General features: G+C 73.1%; 23 protein-coding genes. 18 read left to right on the top strand and 5 right to left on the bottom strand.

Annotated features, from left to right (window positions below; translation table 11 throughout):
• Positions 1-209 precede the first annotated feature (209 nt).
• The 3 genes from MWM08_RS24770 to MWM08_RS24780 are packed head-to-tail and all read left to right on the top strand — an operon-like array spanning position 210 to position 2,550.
• Positions 210-851: a CDP-alcohol phosphatidyltransferase family protein gene (locus MWM08_RS24770; protein WP_244457129.1), complete on the top strand. Its 642-nt coding sequence runs from the start codon at positions 210-212 to the stop codon at positions 849-851.
• A complete protein-coding gene (locus MWM08_RS24775; RefSeq protein ID WP_244457130.1) occupies positions 848-1,825 on the top strand; it encodes a phosphatidate cytidylyltransferase in 978 nt (325 codons plus the stop codon). The genes MWM08_RS24770 and MWM08_RS24775 overlap by 4 nt, the downstream gene beginning before the upstream one ends.
• A gap of 2 nt (positions 1,826-1,827) precedes the next feature.
• Complete coding sequence (locus MWM08_RS24780) at positions 1,828-2,550, top strand: lysophospholipid acyltransferase family protein (RefSeq protein ID WP_244457131.1); 723 nt, start codon at positions 1,828-1,830, stop codon at positions 2,548-2,550.
• Here the strand turns inward: MWM08_RS24780 and pgi are convergent.
• On the bottom strand, positions 2,535-4,136 hold the full coding sequence (gene pgi / locus MWM08_RS24785) for a glucose-6-phosphate isomerase (protein WP_244457132.1): 1,602 nt from the start codon (positions 4,134-4,136) through the stop codon (positions 2,535-2,537). The genes MWM08_RS24780 and pgi overlap by 16 nt on opposite strands.
• Positions 4,137-4,211: 75 nt before the next feature.
• Between pgi and MWM08_RS24790 the strand changes: the two genes are divergently transcribed.
• Together MWM08_RS24790 and MWM08_RS24795 are read left to right on the top strand one after the other, a co-directional pair.
• A complete protein-coding gene (locus MWM08_RS24790; protein ID WP_244457133.1) occupies positions 4,212-4,856 on the top strand; it encodes a histidine phosphatase family protein in 645 nt (214 codons plus the stop codon).
• Positions 4,857-5,083: 227 nt separating this feature from the next.
• Entirely contained in the window at positions 5,084-6,373 is a 1,290-nt protein-coding gene (locus tag MWM08_RS24795; protein ID WP_244457134.1) for a hypothetical protein, read from the top strand.
• Between the two features lie 100 nt (positions 6,374-6,473).
• Here the strand turns inward: MWM08_RS24795 and MWM08_RS24800 are convergent, their stop codons facing one another.
• The gene (locus tag MWM08_RS24800) at positions 6,474-7,754 is read right to left on the bottom strand and encodes a hydantoinase/carbamoylase family amidase (RefSeq protein WP_244457135.1); all 1,281 of its coding nucleotides are present in this window, start codon (positions 7,752-7,754) and stop codon (positions 6,474-6,476) included.
• 382 nt (positions 7,755-8,136) lie between these two features.
• Here MWM08_RS24800 and MWM08_RS24805 point away from each other — a divergent pair, with 382 nt between their 5' ends.
• The 8 genes from MWM08_RS24805 (at position 8,137) to MWM08_RS24840 (ending at position 15,852) form a co-directional block, all read left to right on the top strand.
• The gene (locus MWM08_RS24805; protein WP_244457136.1) at positions 8,137-8,580 is read left to right on the top strand and encodes a hypothetical protein; all 444 of its coding nucleotides are present in this window, start codon (positions 8,137-8,139) and stop codon (positions 8,578-8,580) included.
• Positions 8,581-8,612: 32 nt separating this feature from the next.
• Complete coding sequence (locus tag MWM08_RS24810) at positions 8,613-8,972, top strand: YciI family protein (RefSeq protein ID WP_244457137.1); 360 nt, start codon at positions 8,613-8,615, stop codon at positions 8,970-8,972.
• On the top strand, positions 8,969-10,192 hold the full coding sequence (locus MWM08_RS24815; RefSeq protein ID WP_244457138.1) for an RNA polymerase sigma factor: 1,224 nt from the start codon (positions 8,969-8,971) through the stop codon (positions 10,190-10,192). Before MWM08_RS24810 ends, MWM08_RS24815 begins: the two co-directional genes overlap by 4 nt.
• A gap of 172 nt (positions 10,193-10,364) precedes the next feature.
• Positions 10,365-11,042: a hypothetical protein gene (locus MWM08_RS24820; protein WP_244457139.1), complete on the top strand. Its 678-nt coding sequence runs from the start codon at positions 10,365-10,367 to the stop codon at positions 11,040-11,042.
• 236 nt (positions 11,043-11,278) lie between these two features.
• Positions 11,279-14,188 carry an isoleucine--tRNA ligase gene (gene ileS, locus MWM08_RS24825; protein ID WP_244457140.1) on the top strand — a complete coding sequence of 970 codons (2,910 nt, stop codon included), beginning with the start codon at positions 11,279-11,281 and terminating at the stop codon, positions 14,186-14,188.
• 115 nt (positions 14,189-14,303) lie between these two features.
• Positions 14,304-14,792: a signal peptidase II gene (locus tag MWM08_RS24830; protein ID WP_244457141.1), complete on the top strand. Its 489-nt coding sequence runs from the start codon at positions 14,304-14,306 to the stop codon at positions 14,790-14,792.
• Positions 14,789-15,286, top strand: a complete 498-nt coding sequence (gene lspA, locus MWM08_RS24835; protein WP_244457142.1) for a signal peptidase II — start codon at positions 14,789-14,791, stop codon at positions 15,284-15,286. Before MWM08_RS24830 ends, lspA begins: the two co-directional genes overlap by 4 nt.
• A 2-nt stretch (positions 15,287-15,288) precedes the next feature.
• Positions 15,289-15,852 (top strand): DUF3035 domain-containing protein, encoded by a 564-nt coding sequence (locus MWM08_RS24840; protein WP_244457143.1) that lies wholly within the window; start codon positions 15,289-15,291, stop codon positions 15,850-15,852.
• Between the two features lie 311 nt (positions 15,853-16,163).
• Here MWM08_RS24840 and MWM08_RS24845 read toward each other — a convergent pair whose 3' ends face one another.
• The 3 genes from MWM08_RS24845 to MWM08_RS24855 all read right to left on the bottom strand — a co-directional run bounded on the left by MWM08_RS24845 (position 16,164) and on the right by MWM08_RS24855 (position 18,388).
• Complete coding sequence (locus MWM08_RS24845) at positions 16,164-16,349, bottom strand: hypothetical protein (RefSeq protein WP_244457144.1); 186 nt, start codon at positions 16,347-16,349, stop codon at positions 16,164-16,166.
• 126 nt (positions 16,350-16,475) lie between these two features.
• The gene (locus MWM08_RS24850) at positions 16,476-17,123 is read right to left on the bottom strand and encodes a DUF2459 domain-containing protein (protein ID WP_244457145.1); all 648 of its coding nucleotides are present in this window, start codon (positions 17,121-17,123) and stop codon (positions 16,476-16,478) included.
• A gap of 278 nt (positions 17,124-17,401) precedes the next feature.
• Positions 17,402-18,388 carry a Bug family tripartite tricarboxylate transporter substrate binding protein gene (locus MWM08_RS24855; protein ID WP_244457146.1) on the bottom strand — a complete coding sequence of 329 codons (987 nt, stop codon included), beginning with the start codon at positions 18,386-18,388 and terminating at the stop codon, positions 17,402-17,404.
• A 110-nt stretch (positions 18,389-18,498) separates the two neighbouring features.
• Between MWM08_RS24855 and MWM08_RS24860 the strand changes: the two genes are divergently transcribed.
• The 5 genes from MWM08_RS24860 to MWM08_RS24880 all read left to right on the top strand — a co-directional run bounded on the left by MWM08_RS24860 (position 18,499) and on the right by MWM08_RS24880 (position 23,397).
• On the top strand, positions 18,499-18,969 hold the full coding sequence (locus tag MWM08_RS24860; protein ID WP_244457147.1) for an Lrp/AsnC family transcriptional regulator: 471 nt from the start codon (positions 18,499-18,501) through the stop codon (positions 18,967-18,969).
• A 545-nt stretch (positions 18,970-19,514) separates the two neighbouring features.
• Complete coding sequence (locus tag MWM08_RS24865; RefSeq protein WP_244457148.1) at positions 19,515-20,156, top strand: LysE family translocator; 642 nt, start codon at positions 19,515-19,517, stop codon at positions 20,154-20,156.
• A 94-nt stretch (positions 20,157-20,250) separates the two neighbouring features.
• On the top strand, positions 20,251-20,817 hold the full coding sequence (locus MWM08_RS24870; protein WP_244457149.1) for a transposase: 567 nt from the start codon (positions 20,251-20,253) through the stop codon (positions 20,815-20,817).
• Between the two features lie 262 nt (positions 20,818-21,079).
• Positions 21,080-21,748 (top strand): ribulose-phosphate 3-epimerase, encoded by a 669-nt coding sequence (rpe, locus tag MWM08_RS24875; protein ID WP_244457150.1) that lies wholly within the window; start codon positions 21,080-21,082, stop codon positions 21,746-21,748.
• Positions 21,745-23,397 (top strand): heparinase II/III family protein, encoded by a 1,653-nt coding sequence (locus tag MWM08_RS24880; protein ID WP_244457151.1) that lies wholly within the window; start codon positions 21,745-21,747, stop codon positions 23,395-23,397. The genes rpe and MWM08_RS24880 overlap by 4 nt, the downstream gene beginning before the upstream one ends.
• Positions 23,398-23,443 lie beyond the last annotated feature (46 nt).

A 23,443-nucleotide genomic window follows, 5' to 3' on the forward strand; every position in this document is an offset into this window, starting at 1 on the left:
ACGACCACGGGCGCGACGGCCGGACACCGGACGCCGTCGAGAGCCTGGCGGTCCGGGGCGCCGGTGACCCGCGGCCGTCAGCGGGCCGCCAGCGCCGGCGGCCGGACCTGCGCGGTCGCATCTCGACGCGTCGCGGCATGACCTGTGCAGCGCTTCCTTCCGGCGCCGGCCGCGCTGCGCCATGCTGCGCGCCCTGGCAGGGGTGGGGCATGACCAACGAGGCAGACCGGCGACCGATCGCAGCGCGCAACCTCGGCATCACGCAGCGCATGGCGGCGGCGCTGGTGGCGCGTGGCGCCTCGCCGAACGGGATTTCCGTGGCGGGCATGGGGGCCGGGTTGCTGGCCGGGCTGTGCTTCGCCGCCGTCGCGTGGCTGCCCGGCGCGGCCTGGGTGTTCTGGCTGCTCGGCGCGCTGCTGGTGCAGGCGCGGCTGATGGCCAACCTGCTGGATGGGATGGTGGCGATCGGGCGCGGTGTCGCCTCGCCGGTCGGCGAACTCTACAACGAAGTGCCGGATCGCGTGTCGGACACGGCGGTGCTGGTCGGCCTGGGCGTCGCGGCGGGGTCCGTCGCGCTAGGGCTTGCAGCGGCGCTCGCGGCGATGCTGACCGCCTATGTGCGGACCACCGCCCGCGCCGGCGGTGCGCCGAGCGATTTCTGCGGCCCGATGGCAAAGCAGCACCGCATGGCGCTGGTGACAGCGCTGGCCGCCTGGTGCGCCTTCGTGCCGAGCGATTGGGGCGGCGCGGCCGCGGTCACCGCGGTGCTGGTCGTCATCACCATCGGGTCGGTGTTCACCGCCTGGCGGCGCCTGGCGCGCGCCGCCGCCGCGCTGGAGGCGAAGCGATGACCCGCCACGGCGCCTTCGACCACCCGGTCACCATCGGCATCGTCGCCGCGGCCGTCGCGGTGGTCGCGATCGCTTTCGGCGTGATCGGCGTGATGACGGCGCGCGGCCGCGGTTCGCCCGAACTGCGCCGGGAATTATGGCTGCGCACCGCCTCCTGGTGCCTGCTACTGCCGCTGATGATGGTGCCGGTGCTGCTCGGGCGCGAATGGGTGATCGGCGCGGTCACCGTGCTCGGCCTCGCCTGCCTGCGGGAATTCGACCGCGCGACGGGGCTGTTTCGCGAACCGCTGGTCGCCGGGATCGTGGTGCTGGGCATCCTCGCCGCCAACTTCGCGGCGCTCGACCACTGGTACGGCTTCTTCGTCGCCCTCTGGCCGCTGACGGTCGGCGTCATCATCATCGGCACCATCCCGCGCGATCGTCCACAGGGCTACGTGCAGCGCGTCGCCCTCGGCATCTTCGCCTACATGCTGTTCGGTGCGGCGCTCGCGCACCTGTCGTTCATGGCGAACGAACCCAGCTACCGGCCCATCATGCTGATGCTGCTGACCACGGTGGCGCTGTCGGATGTCGCGGCCTTCACCTTCGGCAAGCTGCTCGGCGGGCCGAAGCTGGTGCCCAATACCAGCCCGAACAAGTCCATCTCGGGCGCGGTCGGCGCGCTATGCGTCACCACGCTTTTGGTCGCCGGACTGTCGTCCTTCATCTTTGCCGGCACGCCGCTCGGACAATGGCATTGGCTGCTGCTGCTCGGCGTGATCGTGGGCATCGGCGCGCAGGCAGGCGACCTGATGCTGTCCTCGATCAAGCGCGACATCGGCATCAAGGACATGGGCACCATCCTGCCCGGCCATGGCGGCGTGCTCGATCGCTTCAACTCGCTGCTGCTGGTCGCACCCGCCGCCTTCCACTTCATCCAGTTCTTCGTCGGCTTCGGCATGGGCCAGCCGGCGCGGCTCGTCACGGGGCCCTAGCAATGGAGTTCAAGCTCCGCCCGGCGCGCGACCATGGCCTCGACCCGGCCGACCGGCTGCGCAGCCTGTCGCGCGAACGCGGGCTCGGTTCCGTCGTGCTCGGCAGCGCCTGGCGCGCGGCGGTGCGCGCCTACCTCGCGGCCTTCCACCGGCTCGAGGTGACGGGGCGCGAGAACCTGCCCCCCGCCCCCTTCGTGCTGGTGGGCAACCACGCCAGCCACCTCGATGCGCTCACGCTGTCCGCCGTGCTGCGCGGCGATACGGCGCGGCGCGCCCATGCGCTGGCGGCAGGGGATACCTTCTTCACCTCGACGCTGTCCTCCGCCTTCGCCGCCTATGCCGTCAACGCGCTGCCGGTCTGGCGCAAGCGCACCCGTGCCAGCGAGATCGCCACCCTGCGCGAACGCCTGGTCGAGGATCGCCTCGTCTACATCCTGTTCCCCGAGGGCACGCGCTGCCGCGACGGCGTGATGGCCGGCTTCCAGCCCGGCATCGGCGCGTTGGTGGCGGGCAGCGGCGTGCCAGTGGTGCCGTGCTACCTGGAGGGCGCCTTCGCCGCCTGGCCGCCGACGCGCCGCTGGCCGCGCCCGGGCAAGCTGCGCCTGCGCATCGGCGCGCCGGTCGCGTGCCACGACCTGCCGGGCGGGCGCACCGGCTGGGAGGCCACAGCGGCGCGTTGCGAAGCCGCCGTCCGCGCGCTGATCCCGGGTCAGCCCTCCGCCTGAAGCCGCAGGATCGCCGCCACACTCGCCGCCGTCGCCGCCTGCGCCGCGACGGCACGCCCTTCCAGCGCCGCCAGCGTGCCGCCCGCCAGCACCTTGCCCAGTTCCACGCCCCATTGGTCGAAGGGGTTGATGTTCCACAGAGCGCCCAGGCAGGCCACCTTGTGCTCGTACAGCGCCACCAATTGCCCCAGCGTGCCCGGCGTAAGCCGCGGCAGGATGATGACGCTGGACGGCCGGTCCCCGGTGAAGACGCGATGCGGTGCGATGGCGGCGATGCGCTCGGCGTCCGCGCCGGCGGCGGCCATCTCGGCGCGCACTTCGGCGGCAGATTTCCCGACCAGCAGAGCCTCCGCCTGCGCCAGCCCGTTCGCCAGCAGCTTGCGGTGGCTGTCGGCGAAGGGATGGTCGGGCTTCGCCACCAGGATGAAGTCCACCGGCACCGGCGTGGGTCCCTGGTGGATCAGCTGCATGAAGGAATGCTGCGCATTCGTCCCGGGTTCGCCGAACACCACCGGCCCGCTCGCGCGCGCCACCACGCCGCCATCCAGCGCCACGGCCTTGCCGAGGCTTTCCATCTCCAGCTGCTGCAGATGCGCCGGGAAGCGCGCGAGCCGCTCGTCATAGGGCAGCACGGCACGCGCGGGGTATCCCAGCCCGTTCACGTGCCAGACTTCCGTCAGCGCCAGCAGCAGCGGCAGATTCGATTCGGGCGGCGCGCTCGCGAAGTGCTCGTCCATGCTACGCGCGCCGGCCAGCAGCGCCGCGAAGCCGTCCCATCCCAGCGCCAGCGCGATCGACAGCCCGATCGCACTCCAGAGGCTGAACCGCCCGCCCACCGTATCCGCGAAGCCGAACACGCGTTCGCCCGGAATGCCGAATTCCGCCGCCGCGGGCAGGTTGGTGGACAGCGCCGCGAGATGCGTCGTGCCGGCCTCCCCCAGCGCATCTACCAGCCAGGCGCGCACCAGCGCGGCGTTGGTCATGGTCTCCTGCGTGGTGAAGGTCTTCGACGCCACCAGCACCAGCGTGCGGGCGGGGTCCAGCCGCGCGCGGATCTCCTGCCAGGCATGGGCATCGACATTCGCCAGGTAATGCGCGCGCATCGGCGCCGCCGGCGTCCACAGCGCGCGCGCCACCATAGCGGGGCCGAGGTCGGACCCGCCGATGCCGATATTCACCACGTCGGTGAAGCGCTGACCGGTCGCGCCGCACAGCGCGCCGCCATGCACCGCGCCGCAGAAGGCCTGCATGCGCGCCAGCGTCGCCTGCACCGCCGCATCGCCGCCGCCGCGCTGCGCCGCATGCAGCGCGGCGCGGCCCTCGGTCGGGTTGACCACGCCGCCACCCAGCATACGGTCCCGGAAGCCCGTGACGTCCCGCGCGCGGGCCAGGCGCAGCAGCGCCGCCAGCACGTCGTCCGACACGGATGTGCGCGAAAGGTCCAGCGCCACGTCTCCCGCGCGATGCGTCCAGCGCGCCGCGCGGTCCGCATCGGCGGCGAACAGCGGCCGGATGGCGCGCGCATCGGGCCGCCGCGCCAGTGCCATCAGCGCGGACCAGGCGGCATCGGCATCGTCGTTCGGCATGGCGTGTCCCGTTGGTGGCCCGCGCGAGACTGCCACAGGCTTGGCAAGCCGCGCAGCCGGCACCATTCAAGGCGCATGTGGCTTCGCCGAGGCATCCTCGCAGCCCTGGTCCTGCCCGCCGCGGCGCAGGCCGAACGGCTGCGTCCCGTCGCCGCCGACAGCGCCGAGGCTGCCCCGCTGGTCACCACCCTGCGCGCCGGCGGCCATGTCCTGTTCTTCCGCCACGCCGACACGCGCGGGGAGAATTGCGACATCACCTTCCGCGTCGGCGACCGCGCCGGGCAACGCAACATCTCGCCCGCCGGCCGCGCGCAATCGGCGCGCATCGGGTCGCGGCTGGCGGAACTGGGTATCCCGGTCGAACGCCCGGTGCTGGCGGGCCCGGTCTATCGCGCGCGCGACACGGCGGAACTCGCCTTCGGCGCCCGCCAGGTGGCGGTGACCGACAGCCTGCTGGCGGATGATTTCTCCGGCCCACGGCTCGACTGGGTGCTGGCGGAGCATCGGCGACTGTTCTCCGCGCCCGTCGCGGCGGGGGTGAACCGCGTGCTGGTCGGCCACCGCACGCCGGCCATCATGGTGGCGGGGGATGCGGTCGGGGGGCGTGCCTTCCCCGAAGGCGGCGCGCTGGTGATCGCGCCGCGGGGCGCGGGCGGCTTCGTCGTGCTTGGCATCATCGAATTCGCGCCGCTGCCCGGCGGCGGCTTCCACGGCTGCTGAGTGCGCGTTTGCCACGTCCGGTGCCGGGCTCGCCGGCCGACGCGCTGATCCGCCACGCCTCGGGGGTGCCCCAGGCCGCGGATGGTTCCATTAGGCAGCGTGCCATCTAGGGTCGATGCCATCCGCCTTGGCGCGCGTGAACGTCTCCGGTTCCACGGTCTCGCGCGCATCGTCACCCCATCGGACGCTTCCGTCCGTCCGGGGCCTTCACTGGAAGTCGGGAAGCCATGCCCGTCGACATCACCCGCCCCACCGCGCATGACGCCCTCAGCCTCGAGGAACTCGCGCTCCATCACCTGATGATGGACTACCGTGCGACGCTCGGTCTCGCCGCGATCCCGCTGTCCAAGGGCCTGACCGCGACCGCCGGGCGCCACGTGCTCGACACGCGGGAGAACATCTGGGCGGCCAACCTGGCGCTGCCGGCGGGTGCCAACCTGCATTCCTGGTCCGACGCGCCCTACTACGACGACCACCGCGCGCCGCAGGTGATGTGGGACGCGCCCGAACGGATCGGCACCGGCTACACCGGCAACGGCTTTGAGATCAGCGCGGCGGGCTATGGCAGCATCGCCGCGGCGCTGGCCGGCTGGCAGGGCTCGCCCGGCCACAACGCGGTCATCGCGCAGACTGGCGCCTGGTCCTCGCCGGCCTTCCTCGCCATCGGCATCGGGGTCGAGACCACCCCCGGCGCCGGCCCCTATGGCGGGCGCGTCTACCACGTGTGGTTCGGCCACCAGGCCGACCCGACCGGCGTGCCCGACATCCGCGGCAGCACCGCCGCCGACGCCGTCCGCGCGACATCCTTCGCAGATCGCATCCTGGGGCTCGAGGGCAACGACACGCTGCTCGGCGAAGCCGGCGCCGATACGCTCGATGGCGGCCGCGGCACCGACAGCCTCGTGGGCGGGGCGGGGGACGACGTCTATGTCCTGAACACCTCGCTCGATCGCGTGCTGGAACTGGCCGGAGGCGGGATCGATCACGTGATGTCCGCCGCCCATGTCACCCTCGCGGCCGAGGTGGAGAAGGCCACTCTGACCGGCGCCGCCGCCGTGCACGCCACCGGCAACGGCCTGGCCAATACGCTGGTCGGCAACCAGGCCGCCAACCGCCTGGTCGGCAATGCCGGCGACGACACGCTGCAGGGCGCGGGCGGCGCCGATACGCTGGCCGGCGGCAGCGGGCTCGACCGCCTGGTGGGCGGCATCGGCCCCGACCATTTCCGCTTCGACGGGCCGGGCCAGGGGATGGACCGGATCGTCGATTTCCGCGCGGAGGACGTGATCGCGCTCTCCCGCGCGGGCTTCGGCGGCGGGCTGGCGCTGGGTCCGCTGGACGATGCGCGGTTCAGCCTGGATTTGCCGCAGGGCAGCCTCGCGCAGCTGGTCTACGTGAGCGCGACCGGCGTGCTGCGCTGGGATGCCGATGGCGCCGGCGGCGCCCCCTCGGTCGTGATCGGCGTGCTGCACGGCGCGCCGGCGCTGGCGGCAGGCGATGTGGTGGTGGTCGCCTAGAGCGTCACCCGCTCAAACGGAATCGTTCGAGCGGGTAAAGACGCTCGCGAAAACAGGCGGCTGGAGTGCATGGCGTGGGCCGTTGCGAACGGAATGCGCTCTAGCCCAGCAGTTCCGCCACGGCGGGCACCAGCACGGCCAGGCCGGCGCCGACATCGGCCATGGCCAGCGCCTCCTGCGGGTTGTGGCTGCCATGAGGGTTGCGCAGGAACAGCATGGCCGAGGGCACGCCCAGCCCGGCGAAGGTGGCGCAGTCGTGCCCCGCGCCGGAGGCCATCTGTCGCACCGGCACGCCGGCCGCCACGGCCTGGCGCGCCAGCAGCGCCCGCAGGGTGGGATCCATCGACGCGGGCGCGGCATGGGTGGGCGGCCCGAAATCGAAACCGACCCCGCGCGCCGCGCCGATCCGCGCCGCCTCCGCATGCAGCCAGGCGTCCAGGTCCGCCAGCAGCGCCGCGTCCAGGCTGCGGATATCCAGGCTGAAGCGCAGCAGTCCGGGGATCTTGGTCGAGGTGTGGTGATCCGGGTCGGTCGCCAGGATGCCCGCAGTGCAGACCAGGTCGGCGCCTTGCGCCTCCAGCGTCGCCCAGCGCGCGTCCAGCGCTGCGACCAGCGCCACCCCGGCCATGGCGGCGTCGCGGCGGTGGCGCCGCGGCACCGCGCCGGCATGGGCATGCGCGCCGGTCGCGCGCGCCAGCGGGTAGCGCAGGCTGCCGCGGATGCCGGTGACGATGGCGACCGGCAGGCCGTCCTCGACCAGGACCGGCCCCTGTTCGATATGCGGTTCGATGAAGGCGTGCAGCCGCGCCGGGTCCAGCAGCGCTCGGCCTTCGCGGATCGGGGTGGGATCCAGGCCGTGGTCGGCCATGTGGTCCGCCAGCGTCCGGCCGGTATCGACGCGCCGCAGCGTGTCGGGCGCGGCGCGCGGCAGCAGGCCGAACAGCGCGCGCGAACCGAGGTAGTGGGCCGGGAACCAGCACATCTCCTCCGCCCGGATGCCGAGCACCAGCAGGTCGCGCGCCGGCCGCCGCCCTGCCGCGCGCAGCGCCGCGGCGATGGCCAGGCCGATCACCACCCCGGCGGCACCGTCGAAATTCCCGCCATGCGGCACGGAATCGAGGTGCGATCCCATCGCCACCGCCGGCAGGCCGCGGTCGCGGCCAGGCAGCGTCATGCGCAAGGTGCCGATGGCGTCGGTGGCGACCTCCAGGTCCAGCGCGCGCGCCGCGTCGGCCAGGATGGCCTGGGCGGCGGCCTCGCCCTCGCCATAGGACGCGCGCGTGATGCCTGGCGGGTCGGCGGTGGCGGCCGCCAGACGGTCGAACAGGTCGGTGGCGAGGGCGAGCGCCTCGGCCAGGGCGTGGTCTGGGACTGCGGACATGGCGACAGGCTAGAGCAGATGCCGGGCGCGTGGAATCACCCGATCCGGTGAAGATGCTCGCGAAAACAATGGCGTAGGGCGGATGGCGGCCGGTTGGACGTATCCGACCGCGCGACGATGCACGCGACAACGAAAGCCTGGCGGCGTTGCCGCGATCCCCCGCGGCGCCGGCACTGTGCCCCGGGGCACGCGAATGTCCAGGCCGGCGCCACGTCGCGACAGGCCTTGCGTTCCGGCGGCTCGACAAGACATCGCCTGGTACGCCGATGTTTTTCGGGAGCGATGTCGAAATGGGGGCTGGCCGGGTGTCACGGGGTCAGGCAGGCGACGCGCCCCTCCGTCCGCGGGGCGCCGCGCCGGCCCTCGCGAAGGATCCCGACGCATGACCACCCCTCACCCCGGCCAGGCGCTGCCCCGCTGGTTCATCCCCGCCGCGCTGCTCGCCCTCGCCTGGAACGGCTTCGGCGCGGCGCAGTTCGCCCGCACCGCCCTCGCCGACGAAGCCGCGATGGTCGCCGCCGGCATGACGCCCGCGCAGGCCGCGCTGATGGCCGGCCTGCCGGTCTGGATGACGCTCGCCTTCGCGGTCGGCGTGGCCGGCGGGCTGGCCGGCACCGCGCTGCTGCTGCTGCGCCGGCGCCAGGCGATCCCGGTGCTGGGCACCTCGCTCGTCGGCTATGTGGCGTTGTTCGCGGGGGATGCGCTGCATGGTGTCTTTGCCGCCTTCGGGGCGCCGCAGGTGGCGGTGCTCGCGCTGGTCGTCGCCATCGCCGCCGCGCTCGTCGTCATGGCCCGCCGCGCCGCGCGCGCGGGCGCCCTCGCCTGATCCCGAACCGAAGGATAGATCCCATGCAGTACATGCTGATCCTGAATGAGACCGCGGAAGACTTCGCCGCCCGCAACCACCCCGACCAGGCCGGCCCCTATTGGGGTGGCTGGACCGCCTTCATCGGCGCCATGGCGCAGGCCGGCATCATCGTGAAGGGCGACGGGCTGCAGGGTCCGCACACCGCGACCACGCTGCGCCTGCGCGATGGCCGTCGTCAGGTGCAGGACGGCCCCTTCCCCGACGCCAAGGAACAACTCGGCGGCTACTTCGTGATCGAGGTCCCGGACCTCGATGCGGCGCTGGACTGGGCGGCGCGCGCGCCCTGTGCCCTGACCGGATCGGTCGAGGTGCGCCCGGTGCTGCCGCCCATGGCCGCCCCGCCGGCATGAGCGAGGACGCCGCGCGCCGCGCCGCCGAGGCCGCGGCGCGCGGGTCCTACGGCCGTCTCGTGGCAATCCTGGCCGCCCGCACGCGCGACATCGGCGCCGCCGAGGACGCCCTGGCCGAGGCCTTCGCCGCCGCGCTGCGAACCTGGCCCGAGCGCGGCGTGCCCGCCTCCCCCGACGCCTGGCTGCTGACCGCCGCGCGCAACGCGCTGTCCAACGCGCGCCGCCACCACCGCGTGCGCGACGCGGCGGAGGATGAGGTGCTGCGGCGCTGCGAGGAGCTCGCCGAGGCGGGCCACGACATTCCGGACGAACGCCTGCGCCTGATGTTCGTCTGCGCCCACCCGGCGATCGACCGCGCGGTGCGCACGCCGCTGATGCTGCAGGCGGTGCTGGGCCTCGATGCCGCGCGGATCGGCGCCGCCTTCCTGGTGGCGCCCGCAGCCATGGGCCAGCGGCTGGTGCGCGCCAAGGCCCGCATCCGTGACGCCGGGCTGCGCTTTGCGGTGCCGGAGGGCCCGGACCTGGCCGAGCGCCTGGCGGATGTGCTCGACGCCATCTACGCCGCCTACGGCACCGGCTGGGATGCGCTGACGGATGCCGGTCTGGGTGGGCTGGCGACGGAGGCGATCCACCTCGGCCGCGTCGCCGCCGCCCTGATGCCGGCGGCGCCCGAGGCGCAGGGGCTTCTGGCGCTCATGCTGTATTGCGAGGCGCGGCGGGAGGCGCGGCGCGACGACGCCGGCCGCTTCGTGCCCCTGGCGCGCCAGGATGCGCGGCTGTGGAACCGCGACATGATCATCGAGGCGGAAGGCCTGCTGACCGCCGCCTCGCGCGCCGGGCAGTTCGGCCGCTTCCTGTGCGAAGCCGCGATCCAGTCGGTGCATGTCCAGCGCCCGGTCACCGGGCGGACGAATTTCGCCGCGCTGCGCGTGCTGTACGACCTGCTGGCACGGCATGCGCCGGGAGTGGGGGTCGAGGTGGCCCGCGCGGCCATGCTGTTGGAGGCAGGGGACGCGCCGGGGGCGGCAGCGGCGCTGCATGCGCTGCCGGCAGCCGAGGTCGCGTCCTACCAGCCCTATTGGGTGGCGCGGGCACGGCTGGCGGCACAGGCCGGGCAGGCGACGGCCGCCGCGCAGGCGCTGCAGCGCGCCATCGGCTTGACGGCGGATCCGGCGCTGCGGGATTTCCTGCTGGCCGGCGGGGACCTGGCCGGGTCCTGACACGACCCTGGCCGCGCAGCCTTCCGCCGCGCCGGCGCAGGCCAGCGGGGCCGACCGCACGGCGCGCCGAATTCCGTTCACTTCGACCCTGCCGCGGCGTAACGATGGGGCCGTCTTCACGAGGACGGGTCGCCCCATGTGGCGGTGCTCCCTTGCGATGGTGGCGTGCGGAATGGCCGCGCTGGCCCTTCGCATGGATGCGGCCTGGGCGCAGCTCCGGCCCGCCACGCCCTTCGTCCTGTTCGACCTGGTGTGGGTGACGCCGGCGGCGCAGGGGCAGCAGCCGCCCTGCAGCCGCTTGCTGATGCTGGAACTTCCGCGGGACTGGACGACCGGCGACGCGGCCGCGGTGCTGCTGACAGGTTCGCCGGACGACGAGACGGCGGCGCGCCGGGTCGCCGCGGCGCTGCTGGCCGAGCAGGCGGGCGTGCTGCACTACCCGTCCGGCCCAGCGGAATCCTGCACGAACCGCGACGTCGACCAAGTCGCCGAAGTGCTGGGCGCGCTGCGCACCCTGCGGAGGGAGTCCGGCGCGGGCGTGGTGGTCGCGATCGGGTTCGGTGGCACCGGGGCGGCCGCCACCGACGCGGTGCGGGAGGAGATCGCATCCCGCCACCTGGGCGCCGGCGGGCCGCGCCTGGCTGCCGGCGCGGCGCGCGACGCGACGGGCCACTGGAGATTCCGCGGCGGCGCCACGCCACCGCCACCCGAGGAACACTGGCACGTCCGCGCGCCGCGGCTCTGCCAGGCGCTGGCGGGCCCGGGCGGGACGCCGGACGCGGCGGCCTGCCTGGCCGCGCTGCGCGGCGCGCCGGGCGGGACCGCCACCGCCCTGCCGCCCCGGCGATGACCGCGCCGGCACGCCCCGCGCCGAAGCGCGCCTGGCCCGCACCTGCGCATGGCCCCGGGACGCGACGCTTGACGCCCCGCGCCGCCGCTCCGCATAACCCGGTGATGGCCTGGAACGCGCCCGCGCGAATTATTCTCCCGGTCCTCGTCTGAGGGCCGGGACCTCCCGCGCGCGATTTCCAACACCCGGAACGGGCACCGCACTGGCCCGCCGCCGGCGCACCGAGACAGGCACCGATGAACGACAACCCGACCGAGGGCCGCGACTACCGCGGCACCGTCTTCCTGCCGAAAACCGCCTTCCCGATGAAGGGCGACCTGCCGAAGCGCGAGCCCGCCATGCTGGAACGCTGGGCGCGGCTTGGCGTGTGGGACCGGCTGCGCACGCAGTCCAAGGGCCGCGAGCAGTTCGTCCTGCATGACGGCCCGCCCTACGCGAACGGCAACCTGCATATCGGGCACGCGCTGAACAAGATCCTGAAGGACGTCATCAACCGCGCGTCGCAGATGGCCGGGCATGACGCGAACTACGTGCCCGGCTGGGACTGCCACGGCCTGCCGATCGAATGGAAGGTCGAGGAGGAATACCGCGCCAAGGGGAAGGACAAGGATGCCGTCCCGGTGCTGGATTTCCGCGCCGAGTGCCGCGCCTACGCGCAGCACTGGCTGGGCGTGCAGAGCGACGAGTTCCAGCGCCTGGGCGTGGCCGGCGACTGGGCCAACCGCTACGCGACGATGGACTTCGACAGCGAGGCGATGATCGCCGGCGAGATCGGCAAGTTCCTGCTGAACGGGTCGCTGTATCGCGGGCTGCGGCCGGTGATGTGGTCGCCGGTCGAGAAGACCGCGCTGGCGGAAGCCGAGATCGAATACCACGACCATGTCAGCCCGACGCTTTGGGCGCGCTTCCCGATATGGGGAAAAGGTCGACCAAGCCTAACGCTCGATGTGGACCAGCTAATCGGTGCGAGTGTCGTAATTTGGACGACCACGCCCTGGACGATCCCCGGAAATCGCGCTGTCGCCTACGGACCAGATATCGACTACGCGATCGTGCATGTGGAAGGGGTGAGCGAGGGATCGCTTCTGCGTGTTGGCGAGCGCCTGATCGTAGCGCTTGCGCTGCTACCGACTTTTTCGAAGGACGCTGGGCTCGCGGCGCACACGATACAGCGCATCATCAAGGGTTCAGACCTCGACGGCACTCTCTGCCGCCATCCGCTGAGGGATTGGGAACCCGCCAACGGAGGCTACGGCTTTTCGGTCCCATTGCTACCCGGCGATTTCGTCACGACCGAAGCTGGCACCGGCTTCGTGCACATCGCGCCAGGCCATGGCGAGGACGACTTCAACCTCGGCCGGCAATTCGGCCTGCCGATCCCCGAGACCGTCAACGACGACGGCACCTTCACGCAGCATGCGCCGGGCTTCACCGGCCTGCATGTGTTCAAGGCGCATACCGCCGTCTACGAGGCGATGCGCGCGGCCGGCACACTGGCGGCGACGGGGAAGCTGACGCACTCCTACCCGCATTCCTGGCGGTCGAAGAAGCCGGTGATCTTCCGCGCGACGCCGCAGTGGTTCATCGCGATGGACCAGCCGGTCGCGACGGGTGCCGCGCAGGATGAGGGGACCATCCGCGAGAAGGCGCGCGAGGCGATCGCCAGGACGCATTTCGTGCCCGAGGCCGGGCGCAACCGGCTTGATTCCATGATCGCCGCGCGGCCGGACTGGTGTATCTCCCGCCAGCGCGCCTGGGGCGTGCCGATCCCGGTGTTCGTCTCCAAGCAATCCGGCGAACCGCTGCGCGACCCCGCCATCATCGCGCGCGTGGTCGAGGCCTTCCGCACCGAAGGCGCCGACGCCTGGTACAAGCCCGGCGCCGCCGCGCGCTTCCTCGGCCCCGACCGCGACCCTGCGCTGTACGAACAGGTCATGGACATCGTCGACGTGTGGTTCGAGAGCGGGTCCACCCACGCCTTCGTGCTGCCGCCGCGCGGGCTGCATTTCCCGGCGGACCTCTACCTGGAAGGGTCGGACCAGCATCGCGGCTGGTTCCATTCGTCCCTGCTGGAATCGGTCGGCACCAATGGCGTGGCACCCTTCAAGGCGGTGCTGACGCATGGCTTCGTGCTCGACGAGCAGGGGCGCAAGATGTCGAAGTCGCTCGGCAACGTCACCGCGCCGCAGGACGTGATGAAGCAGTACGGCGCCGACATCCTGCGCCTGTGGGTGATGAATTCCGACACCGCGCTCGACCTGCGCATCGGCCCCGAGATCCTGAAGCAACAGGCGGAACTGTACCGGCGCATCCGCAACACGCTGCGCTGGCTGCTGGGCAGCCTGGACGGCTTCACCGAGGCCGAGACGGTGCCCTATGCCGAACTGCCGGAACTCGAACGCTGGGTGCTGCATCGCCTGACCGAGATCGATGCGCGCGTGCGCCAGGCGGTGGCGACGCATGACTGGTCCGGCGTGTACCCCGAGATCCACGCCTTCTGCGCAACCGACCTTTCGGCCTTCTACTTCGATATCCGCAAGGACGCGTTGTACTGCGACCGCGCCGACAGCCTGCGCCGGCGTGCCGCGCGCACGGTGCTGGACGTATTGCATCGCTGCCTGTGCAAGTGGCTGGCGCCGGTGCTGGTGTTCACGGCGGAGGAAGCCTGGCTGGCGCGGTTCGGGGCCGGGGCGGGGGCGGCGGAAAGCGACGACGGCAGCGTGCATCTGCTCGACTTCGTCTTCGTGCCGGAGGGGTGGAAGGACGATGCGCTGGCCGCGAAGTGGTCGCGCGTGCGCGAATTGCGCGCGGTGGTGACGGCCGAGCTCGAGAAGGCGCGCGCCGCCGGCACGATCGGATCGAGCCTGCAGGCCAAGCCCACCCTGTTCGCACCGGGCCAGGATCATGCGCTGCTGACGCCGGACCTCTGGGCCGAGGTCTGCATCGTGTCCGATTTCACGCTGCTCGACGAAAGCGCCGAAGGTGGCGTTGCGGGTGCCGAGGCACCGGCCGCGAAGGCGGTGTTCCACCCGGCCCCCGGCACGAAATGCGCCCGCTGCTGGCGCGTATTGCCCGAGGTCGGCACCAGCGCGAAGCACCCCACGCTCTGCCTGCGCTGCACCGACGCCGTGGAGTCCCTGACGTGACGGCGGGGTCCGGGGTGACACTGTCACCCCGGCGGGGGTGTGGGGGCGGAGCCCCCGCCTCGCCAAGACAACTGACCCCGTCACCCCACCCGCGGCACGGCGGCCGCACCGGCGCATGAGCCTCCCCGCCGGCCTCGCGGTCGCCGCCGCCACCCTCGCGCTCGACCAGGCGCTGAAGGCCTGGGCCTCGTCCGGCGCCATGCCCGAGAACGGCTACGCCCCGATTGCCGAACTGGGCGGCCTCGGCCTCGGTGCCACGCTGGTCTACAATCCCGGGATCGTCTTCGGCATGGTGCTGCCCGAGGCCGACAGCCGCCTGCTGGTCATCGTGCTTGCGGCCGCCATCGCCTCGGTCGTGCTGGTGCGCATGGTGCGGTCGCGGCGCATCCTGCTGAACGTGGCGCGCGGCGCCGTGGTCGGCGGTGCGGCGTCGAACATCATCGACCGGGCACGGGTCGGCGCCGTGGTGGACTACCTGGTCGTGCATACGGGCCCGCAGGTGCGCTTCGTGTTCAACCTGGCGGATGTCGCCATCATCGCCGGCGCGTTGCTCCTGTTCGCCGCGGCCGCCGCCTATGCGCTGTTGCCGGGGAAGCCCGCATGAGCCTGCGTCTCGGCCTGCCCATCGCGGCCGGCATCCTGGTCGCGGACCAGGTCAGCAAGTGGTGGATCCTCGAGGTCGCGCGCCTGCCCGAGGTCGGCCACATCCCGCTGCTGGAGGCCGGCCCCTTCGGCCTGGACCTGACCATGGTCTGGAACCGTGGCGTGACCTTCGGCCTGCTGTCGGGCGAGGGGGCCTGGAACCACATCGTCCTCGCGGCGCTGGCGGCGGCGATCGCCGCCTTCCTGCTGCGCTGGATGGCGCGGGCCGAGAACCGGCTCACCGCGGTCGCGCTCGGCGCCGTGGTGGGGGGTGCCATCGGCAATGTGATCGACCGCATCCGTTTCGGGGCCGTTGTCGATTTCGTGGACACCCATGCCTGGGGCTGGCACTGGTATGTGTTCAACGTGGCGGATGCCGCCATCGTCTGCGGCGTGCTGGCGCTGGTCGCGGATGCCTTGTTCCGGCCCAAGCCCGGGCCTAAGGAGGGGCCATGAGGATGCGCCACACCCCCGTCCTGGCCGCCGCGGCGGCACTGGCAGTCGCGGCCTGCGGGCCGAACACCACCCGATCGCTCGGCCTGGTGCGCGATGCACCGGACGAATTCCAGGTGACCACCCGCGCGCCGCTGTCCATGCCGCCCGACATGACCTCGTTGCCCACGCCGCGCCCGGGCTCCCCGCGGCCGCAGGAACGCAGCGCGCGCAACCAGGCCGAGGCCCTGCTGGTGCCCGGCCTGTCGCTCGACGACCCGCGGCGCGCACCGAACCAGCGCAGCACGGTGGGCGAGACCGCGTTGCTGCAGCGCGCCGGCCCCGACGCCCCGGACGATATTCGTCGCCGAGTCGACGAGGAGAGCCTGCGCCTGGATCAGCCCAACCGGGCGCTGACCGACCGGCTGATCTTCTGGCGCGACCCGCCGCCCCCCGGCACGCCGGTCGACCCGCGGCGGGAGGCTGAGCGCCTGCGCGAGAACGCCGCGCTGGGCCGCGACGGCAATATCGGCGAGACCCCGGTGGTGCAGCCCCGCCGCCGCAGTTTCTTCGAATGGCTGGGCTTCTGACGCAGCCCGCGGCGGCGCCGGGCGGGTCGGCGCGCGCGGTGCGGCGCGCCCGCCGCGATGGCGCTCCGCGCTGGCGCGGTTGAGCGGCTCGACCGGAGCGTTCCCGCAGGCCTCGTCACCCGACCTGCTGATGCCGCCCGATCCGGCGTTTCGCGGGCCGGCGGACAACGCAGCGTGATCCGGGCCCATTACGCGAGCAGTGGCACCCGATCAGGCGTTTCCGTCCCATCGGGACCTGAACGCCGGCTCGCACCGCGCCGGCGCGGAAACGCCGAAACGGCCGCCCGCAAAGGCCAATCCGTGCTCTCCGGTCAGGCCTGCGCCGGCGTTGCCGCCTTGCGGGCCGGTCGGCGCCGCGGGGGCGGCGCCTGCCGCGCGGCCACCACCGGCGCCAGCACCGCCGGCCGGCCGCTGACAACCGCCGCAGCGCGAAGCGCGGCGAGGTCGGGCAGCCGCAGCAGCGACGTGCGCATCAACAGGTCTCGGCGGATGGACATGACTTCGCGAATCCAAGGCGTCGGGCTGCGGGGAGAGCGTTCCACACCGTCCACGGTTGCATCTGAAGCATTCCACCATGGCGGAACGGTGACATTGCGCACACGGCGCGAACCGGGCGTGCCGCGTCAGGTCACGCCGCCGGGCGAGGAGACGGGCTGCGCCGCCGCCTGGCGCCGCGCCTCGTCCCGCAGCGCCGCCATCGCCTCCCCGCGCAGGCGGATCCCGGCGACCGGAACCGGCAGGCCCGCCGCGGCCAGGGCCTCCATCACCCAGGTGTTGCAGGTGAAGCCGAGCGTGTAGCCGCGCCGCGCCGGCAGCAGTAGCCAGGACCCACCGGGCGGTGCGGCGACCGGCGGCGTCGCGATGCTGCCGAGGATGAAGGCGGCGATCGCCTCCGCCCCGCCTCGCGGCAGGCGCAACGCCACGCTGTCCTCCGCACCGGGCGGCAGGGGGCCCGGCGTGGCGCGCACCGACACCACCGCCGGCCCGCCCGAGACGGCGCCGAGCACCTCGGCCAGGCTGGGCCGGTCGGCGCGCATCCAGGAGTCCAGGCCGAAGCCGAAGGCGAAGCCCTGGGCGGCCGGTGCCGCCCCGGCAAAGGGCGCGAGCGGGCCGGCCCGCAGCAACCCGGCGGGCAGGCAAAGGTCGGTGTGCCAGGCCTCCGCCGCCACCGCGATGCCGCCCGGCGCAGGCACGGGCAGCAGCGGGGCCGGCACCGGCGCGGCGCAGGCGCCGAGCAACGCCGAGGCCAGGAGGGAACGTCGCGGCGTCATGCGCCCGCTTCATCATGCCCGGTGCTGGCCTGTCCAGCCGGATCGCGGCGGAGGCGCCGCCGCGGGAGTCGCGCTCGCGGCGGTCATGCCGCGCGCCGCCGGCGCGTCATGCACGATGCCGGCATGCACGGGGCCCGGCTGCGCGGGTCCAGCCCCGCCGACGCATGCTTGTACCGCGTGCGGGGCGCCGGGCTGCGCGCGATGCCCGCCGCGTCATGTCACCCGCGCCCCTGCACATCATTCGCCCCTGCACATCATTCAAGGCGCGCCCCTGCGCGTCATTCAAGGCGCGCCCCTGCGCGACGCACCACCTCCGGCCAGCGCGCCGCCTCCTCCCGCACCAGGGCAGCGAAGCGGTCGGGGCCTTGGGCGGTCACGGTGAAGCCCTGGCGGGCCAGGTCGTCCGCCACCTCCGGCAGGGCCAGCACCGCCGCGAGTTCAGCGGCGAGGCGCGCCACCGCCGGCCCCGGCGTGCCGGCCGGCACCAGGATTCCCTGCCAGGTCACCACGTCGAAGCCGGGGAAGCCTGCCTCGGCCACCGTCGGCACCACGGGCAGCGCCGGGCTGCGCTGCGCACTGGTCACGGCGATCGCGCGCAGCCGCCCGCCGCGGATATGCTCGATCGCCGCGGGCAGGGTGACGAACAGCGCGTCGACATGGCCGCCCACCACGTCCAGCACCGCCGGCCCGCCGCCGCGGTAGGGCACATGGGTGAAGCCGACGCCCGCCGCCTGCGCGAAGATCGCCTGCGCCAGGTGGCCGATCGACCCGTTGCCCTGCGAGGCCACCGTCATCCGCCCCTGCGTCTCCCGCGCCCAGCCGATGAACCCCGCCAGGTCCGTCACCGGCGAGGCCGGGTTGACCACCAGCACCTGCGGCGCGCGCACCGCCTCGATCACCGGCGCGAAGTCCCGCACGGGGTCGAAGCCCACGCGCGGATACACGGCCGGGTTGATGGTCAGCGGGTCCGACCCGACCAGCAGCGTGAGACCGTCCGGGCGGGCGCGGGCCACCGCCTCGAACGCGATGTTGCTGCCCGCGCCGGGCAGGTTCTCGGCCACCACGGGCTGGCCGATGCGCGGCGCGAGGTGCCGCGCCAGCAGGCGCCCCAGGATATCCAGGCTTCCGCCCGGCGCCACCGGGATCACCACGCGAAGCAGCCGGTCGGGCGACCAGGCGGTGCCCACTGCGCCGGCGCCGCGCGGCAGGGCGGGCATCGCGAGCAGGGTGGCGCTCACCAGCAGGTCTCGGCGAAGCGTGGTCATGACGGCGGGTCCCATAGGATAATGGAAGACTGTTCTCCCGATGCGCCGATACCTTGCAAGAGAAAGATTTTTCTACTATCGAAGAACAGGAACCAGCCAAGGTCTTGCCCGTGAGCCGTAAATTTGAACCGGACCACACCGACCGCGCCATCCTGCGCCTGATCCAGAAGGATGCCGCCCTGTCGCTCGCCGACATCGCGAAGGAGGTCGGCCTCACCCCCACCCCCTGCTGGAAGCGCATCCGCCGCATGGAGCAGGAGGGTGTCATCACCGGCCGCGTCGTGCTGCTGGACCCGGAGAAGGTCGGCCTGGGTGTGTCGGTCTTCGTGGCGATCGAGACCGGGGACCATTCGGCCGCCTGGATCGAGCGCTTCGCCGCGACCGTGGCGAAGCTGCCCGAGATCGTGGAGTGCTGGCGCCTGGGCGGCGACGTCGACTACCTGCTGCGCGTGGTGGTGCCCGACATGGCCGCCTTCGACACCTTCTACCGGCGGCTGACGGCGGATGTGCCGTCCCTGCGCAAGGTGACGTCGCGATTTGCGATGGAGCGGGTGAAGAGCACGACGGCCTTGCCGCTTTAGTTTGCCCTCAGGCGCCGGGCGCCGGCATCCGCCGGCTTGGCTTGCGCGCCGTGGACTGGTGCACCCGGCGCGGCTGATGGGTTGGGCGCGGTCGCGCTGTGCGCTCCCGGATCGCGGCAGGGCCGCGATCCGAGTGTCTTTTTGCCCTCAGGCGCCGGGCGCCGGCATCCGCCGGCTTGGCTTGCGCGCCGTGGACTGGTGCACCCGGCGCGGCTGATGGGTTGGGCGCGGTCGCGCTGTGCGCTCCCGGATCGCGGCAGGGCCGCGATCCGAGTGTCTTTTTGCCCTCGGGCGCCGGGCGGCCGGCATCCGCCGGCTAGGCTTGCGCGCCGTGCACAGCTGCGCCGGGGAACACTGTTGGTGTGGGCGCGGTCGCGCAGCCGCGCTCCCGGATCGTGCGGCGCACGATCCGCAGGGGGCGCGGGTGGCGGGTGGAGCGCCGCCCCGGGTCCAGACAGACCCTCGCACCCTTCCGCGCGTATCGGAGCCCGCGCGGCATCGCCGCAGCGCTTGGGCTCGATCCCCGGCCGCGCTAAGGCCCCTCCATGCCCGACACCACACAGCTCGCCCTGTTCCTCGCCGCCGCGCTGCTGCTGGCCCTCACGCCCGGCCCGGGCATTTTCTACGTCGCGGCCCGTACCCTGGCGGGCGGACGCGCGGAGGGCATCGCCTCCTCCTTCGGGACCGGCATCGGGGGCATGGTGCACGTGCTGGCCGGCGCGCTCGGCGTCTCGGCCATCGTGCTCGCGAGCGCAGAGCTGTTCGCCGCGCTGAAGCTGGTCGGCGCGGTTTACCTGGTTTGGATCGGGCTGCGCACGATCCGCGCGGCGCGGCGCGACGCGGCTCCCGGAGCAGCCGCCGCCCCGCCGATCGGCCCCCGTCGCGCCTTCCGCGAGGGCATGGTCGTGGAAGCCCTGAACCCCAAGACCGCGGCCTTCTTCCTGGCCTTCGTGCCGCAATTCGTGGACCCCGCGGCGGGGTCGGTCGCGCTGCAGTTCGTCGTGCTCGGCTTCCTGTCGGTCGTGTTGAACACGCTGGTGGATGTCGGCGTGGCCTTCGGCGCCGGCCGGCTGCGCAGCGGGGCGGCGGCGCGCCCCGCATTGGTGCGGAGGCTGCGCGAGGCCTCGGGTGCGGCGATGATGGCGCTGGGGGTCGGCCTGGCCTTCGCGCGGCGGCCTGGCGGCTGACCCGGCGCGCCGCGCCGCACATGCGTCCACGTCACACTTGAAAAAAGGAATCTTTTCATATATCGTGATTGGGTTCCTTTCGTCGAGCCCGCCCATGCCCGCCGCTGTCGCCCCCCACCCCTTCCGCCCCCTGACCGACGACGAATTCACCCTCCTCGACCGCTACCTGCCGCCCACTGAGGGCCGCCCCGGCCGCCCCCCGCAGGACCGTCGCCGCACGCTGGACGCCATCTTCTGGGTCGCCTGTTCCGCCGGCCCCTGGAAGGACCTCCCCGAGCATCTCGGCCGCGCCGACACCGCCTCCCGCGCCCTGCGCCGCTGGGCGGCCTTCGGCCACATGAACTTGCTGCTCCACCAGGTCGCCACAGCCGACCGGGATGATCCCTGGCGTGCCCTCGCCTGGCGCATCGCCCGTGCCTGGCGGCGCATCTCGCGCGTCGTCACGCTGTCGATGCTGCTGCTCGCCAAGCGCTTGCGCGTGGCCGCCGCCATGCCCGCCGCGACCCGCTGGCTGCCCGACCCGGTTTTGTCCGAAACCATACAATCCAAGGTCGTCGCCGCGCTGAATCTGCGCCACCAGGCCCCCATCGGCCTGTTCGGAACCCTCGCCCGCGCCATCCGAAGGGCCGGCGGCAACCGCCGCTACTGGCGGCTGCGCTGATGCCAAGCGCCACCGCACCGACCCCATCCACACGTCGGCACCACCCCCACCCCCTGCACGCCCTGCGGATTGCGGCCCTGCCGCGATCCGGGAGCGCAAGTCGCGACCGCGCCCAGACCGCACGCCGGCCCGGGCGCACCAGTGCACGGCGCGCAGCCAAGGCCGCGGATGCGGCCGCCCGGCGCTTGAGGGCGAAGCACAGACTCTCTGCCCGGCGGGCACGATATTGTCCCCCTTCGTCACAAACCGCTACAACCCACCCGTGCCCGCGCCGCTGATCGCCCCCTCGCTGCTCGCCGCCGACTTCGCCCGCCTGGGCGAGGAAGCCGCCGCGGTCGCGCGCGCCGGCGCCGACTGGCTGCACCTCGACATCATGGATGGGCATTTCGTGCCCAACATTTCGTTCGGCCCCGTCGTGGTGAAGGCGCTGCGCCGCCACGCCGCCATCCCCTTCGACGTCCACCTGATGATCGCCCCCGCCGACCCCTACCTGGCCGCCTTCGCGGACGCAGGCGCGGACATCATCTCGCTGCATCCGGAAGCCGGGCCGCATCTGCACCGGTCGCTGCAGACCATCCGCGCGCTGGGCAAGAAGTCGGGCGTGGTGCTGAACCCCGCCACGCCGGTCGAATCCGTGGCCCATGTCCTCGACATCACCGACCTGATCCTGGTGATGTCGGTGAACCCGGGCTTCGGCGGGCAGTCCTTCCTGCAGTCGCAGCTGGCCAAGATCGCGATGCTGCGCCGCATGATCGATGCCTCGGGCCGCGACATCCGCCTGCAGGTCGATGGCGGCGTCACCGCGCAGACCGCGCCCGACTGCATCGCGGCGGGTGCCGACGTTCTGGTCGCGGGCACCGCGGTGTTCGGCCAGCCGGACTACGCCGCCGCGATCGCCGGGCTGCGCAGCCCACGGCGGGCCGCCGCATGATCAACATCCTGCGCGGCGCGCGGCAAAAGCTGGCGCGGCTGCGCCCGGTCCGGGTGCCGGAAGCGCCGGCCCGCGCCTTCAGGGACCTCTGGCCCGGCGATGCCGCGCGCGGCGCGCGGCTGCTGCGCGGGGAATTCGAAACCGCCGGCACCGCCCGCCCGCTGCGCATCGGCCTGGGCGGCGCGGAGGGGTGGGACGTGGCCTCGGGCTCGCCCACCTGGCGCGCCGCCGCGCATGGCTTCGCCTGGATGCGCGACCTGCGCGCGCTGGGCACCGACGCGGCGCGGCTGCATGCACGCGCGCTGACGGCGGATTGGCTCACCCGCGGCGCCGAGGAAGCGGTGGCCGACGCGCCCGAGGTTATGGGCGCGCGCCTGTCCGCCTGGCTCGGCCATTGGGATTTCTTCGCCGCGACCGCCGAGGACCAGTTCCGCCGCGCGGTGATGACGCGCATGGCGCAGGATGCGCGCGACCTGTCCGCCGCCCTGCCGGCCGAGGCCGAGCACCGTGGCGCGCTCGCCGCCCTGAAGGGCGCGATGGCGGCGGCGATCGCGCTCGAGGAAGACGCCTACCTGCAGCGCGCCGCGCGCTTCCTGCCGGCCGAGATCGACCGCCAGTTCCACCCCGATGGCGGGCATGTCGAACGCTCGCCCGCGATGCAGCTGCTCGCGCTGCAGGACCTGATCGAGATCAGGAACTTGATGCATGGCGCGGGCGTCGAACCCCCGCCGCATCTGGCCGCGCTGCTGGATCGCGCCGCACCCGCGCTGCGGCTGTTCCGGCACGGCGATGGTGGGCTCGCGCTCTTCAACGGCACGCGGGACGAATCCTCCGCGCTGATCGACCTGGTGCTGACGCAGGGCCAGGCACGCGGCCGCGCACCCTTCGACCTGCCCGAGACCGGCTTCCAGCGCCTGCAGGCCGGCCGCACGCTGATCATCGCCGATACCGGCGCGCCGCCAGCCGGGCGTGCCGCCGCCGCGGCCTCCGAGGGCGGGCTACCGGCGGGGGCGGACCGCTTCGCCCATGCCGGCACGCTGGCCTTCGAGATGTCGGTCGGGCGCGACCGGCTGATCGTGAATTGCGGCGCCGCCCCGGCGGCCGAGGAAGCCTGGCGCGACGCGTTGCGCGCCACAGCGGCGCATTCCACGCTGATCCTGTCCGACACCAACTCGGCGGAACTGCGCCCCGAGGGCCTGGGCCGCCGGCCCGAACAGGTCGAGACGGCACGCCATGAATCGGCCGGCGCGCAGTGGCTGGAAGCGAGCCATGACGGGTGGCGCCGCGCCTTCGGCGCGCTGCATCGCCGGCGGCTGTATTTGGCGGAATCCGGCGACGATTTGCGCGGCGAGGACATGGTCGAGGTCGGCGGCGACGGCACGGTGCGGCCGTTCACGCTGCGCTTCCACCTGCATCCGGGTGTCGTCGCGTCCCTACTGCAGGACGAAAGCGCGGCGCTGCTGCGCCTGCCCTCCGGCATCGGCTGGAAGCTGCGCGCCAAGGGCGCGCGCGTGTCGCTCGAGGAGAGCGTGTATATCGGCGGCGAGCCGCGCCGGTCCCAGCAGGTGGTGCTGACGGCCGAAGACGGCGAGGCCTCGGTCCAGTGGGCGATCACCCGCGTGTCGATGGCGGGGCCGGGTGAGGGCTGAGGCCCGCACCCCGCATCAGCCCCACGAGCAGCGCGCCCGGCTTCGT

This window comes from Roseomonas fluvialis, assembly GCF_022846615.1.
In the GTDB taxonomy this organism is placed as follows: Bacteria; Pseudomonadota; Alphaproteobacteria; order Acetobacterales; family Acetobacteraceae; genus Neoroseomonas; species Neoroseomonas fluvialis.

Excerpts from the sequence above, each read along its gene's own strand:
- MWM08_RS24770 (WP_244457129.1), top strand. The coding sequence starts at position 210 with ATGACCAACGAGGCAGACCGGCGACCGATCGCAGCGCGCAACCTCGGC.
- MWM08_RS24775 (WP_244457130.1), top strand. The coding sequence starts at position 848 with ATGACCCGCCACGGCGCCTTCGACCACCCGGTCACCATCGGCATCGTC.
- MWM08_RS24780 (WP_244457131.1), top strand. The coding sequence starts at position 1,828 with ATGGAGTTCAAGCTCCGCCCGGCGCGCGACCATGGCCTCGACCCGGCC.
- pgi (WP_244457132.1), bottom strand. The coding sequence starts at position 4,136 with ATGCCGAACGACGATGCCGATGCCGCCTGGTCCGCGCTGATGGCACTG.
- MWM08_RS24790 (WP_244457133.1), top strand. The coding sequence starts at position 4,212 with ATGTGGCTTCGCCGAGGCATCCTCGCAGCCCTGGTCCTGCCCGCCGCG.
- MWM08_RS24795 (WP_244457134.1), top strand. The coding sequence starts at position 5,084 with ATGCCCGTCGACATCACCCGCCCCACCGCGCATGACGCCCTCAGCCTC.
- MWM08_RS24800 (WP_244457135.1), bottom strand. The coding sequence starts at position 7,754 with ATGTCCGCAGTCCCAGACCACGCCCTGGCCGAGGCGCTCGCCCTCGCC.
- MWM08_RS24805 (WP_244457136.1), top strand. The coding sequence starts at position 8,137 with ATGACCACCCCTCACCCCGGCCAGGCGCTGCCCCGCTGGTTCATCCCC.
- MWM08_RS24810 (WP_244457137.1), top strand. The coding sequence starts at position 8,613 with ATGCTGATCCTGAATGAGACCGCGGAAGACTTCGCCGCCCGCAACCAC.
- MWM08_RS24815 (WP_244457138.1), top strand. The coding sequence starts at position 8,969 with ATGAGCGAGGACGCCGCGCGCCGCGCCGCCGAGGCCGCGGCGCGCGGG.
- MWM08_RS24820 (WP_244457139.1), top strand. The coding sequence starts at position 10,365 with ATGGCCGCGCTGGCCCTTCGCATGGATGCGGCCTGGGCGCAGCTCCGG.
- ileS (WP_244457140.1), top strand. The coding sequence starts at position 11,279 with ATGAACGACAACCCGACCGAGGGCCGCGACTACCGCGGCACCGTCTTC.
- MWM08_RS24830 (WP_244457141.1), top strand. The coding sequence starts at position 14,304 with ATGAGCCTCCCCGCCGGCCTCGCGGTCGCCGCCGCCACCCTCGCGCTC.
- lspA (WP_244457142.1), top strand. The coding sequence starts at position 14,789 with ATGAGCCTGCGTCTCGGCCTGCCCATCGCGGCCGGCATCCTGGTCGCG.
- MWM08_RS24840 (WP_244457143.1), top strand. The coding sequence starts at position 15,289 with ATGCGCCACACCCCCGTCCTGGCCGCCGCGGCGGCACTGGCAGTCGCG.
- MWM08_RS24845 (WP_244457144.1), bottom strand. The coding sequence starts at position 16,349 with ATGTCCATCCGCCGAGACCTGTTGATGCGCACGTCGCTGCTGCGGCTG.
- MWM08_RS24850 (WP_244457145.1), bottom strand. The coding sequence starts at position 17,123 with ATGACGCCGCGACGTTCCCTCCTGGCCTCGGCGTTGCTCGGCGCCTGC.
- MWM08_RS24855 (WP_244457146.1), bottom strand. The coding sequence starts at position 18,388 with ATGACCACGCTTCGCCGAGACCTGCTGGTGAGCGCCACCCTGCTCGCG.
- MWM08_RS24865 (WP_244457148.1), top strand. The coding sequence starts at position 19,515 with ATGCCCGACACCACACAGCTCGCCCTGTTCCTCGCCGCCGCGCTGCTG.
- MWM08_RS24870 (WP_244457149.1), top strand. The coding sequence starts at position 20,251 with ATGCCCGCCGCTGTCGCCCCCCACCCCTTCCGCCCCCTGACCGACGAC.
- MWM08_RS24880 (WP_244457151.1), top strand. The coding sequence starts at position 21,745 with ATGATCAACATCCTGCGCGGCGCGCGGCAAAAGCTGGCGCGGCTGCGC.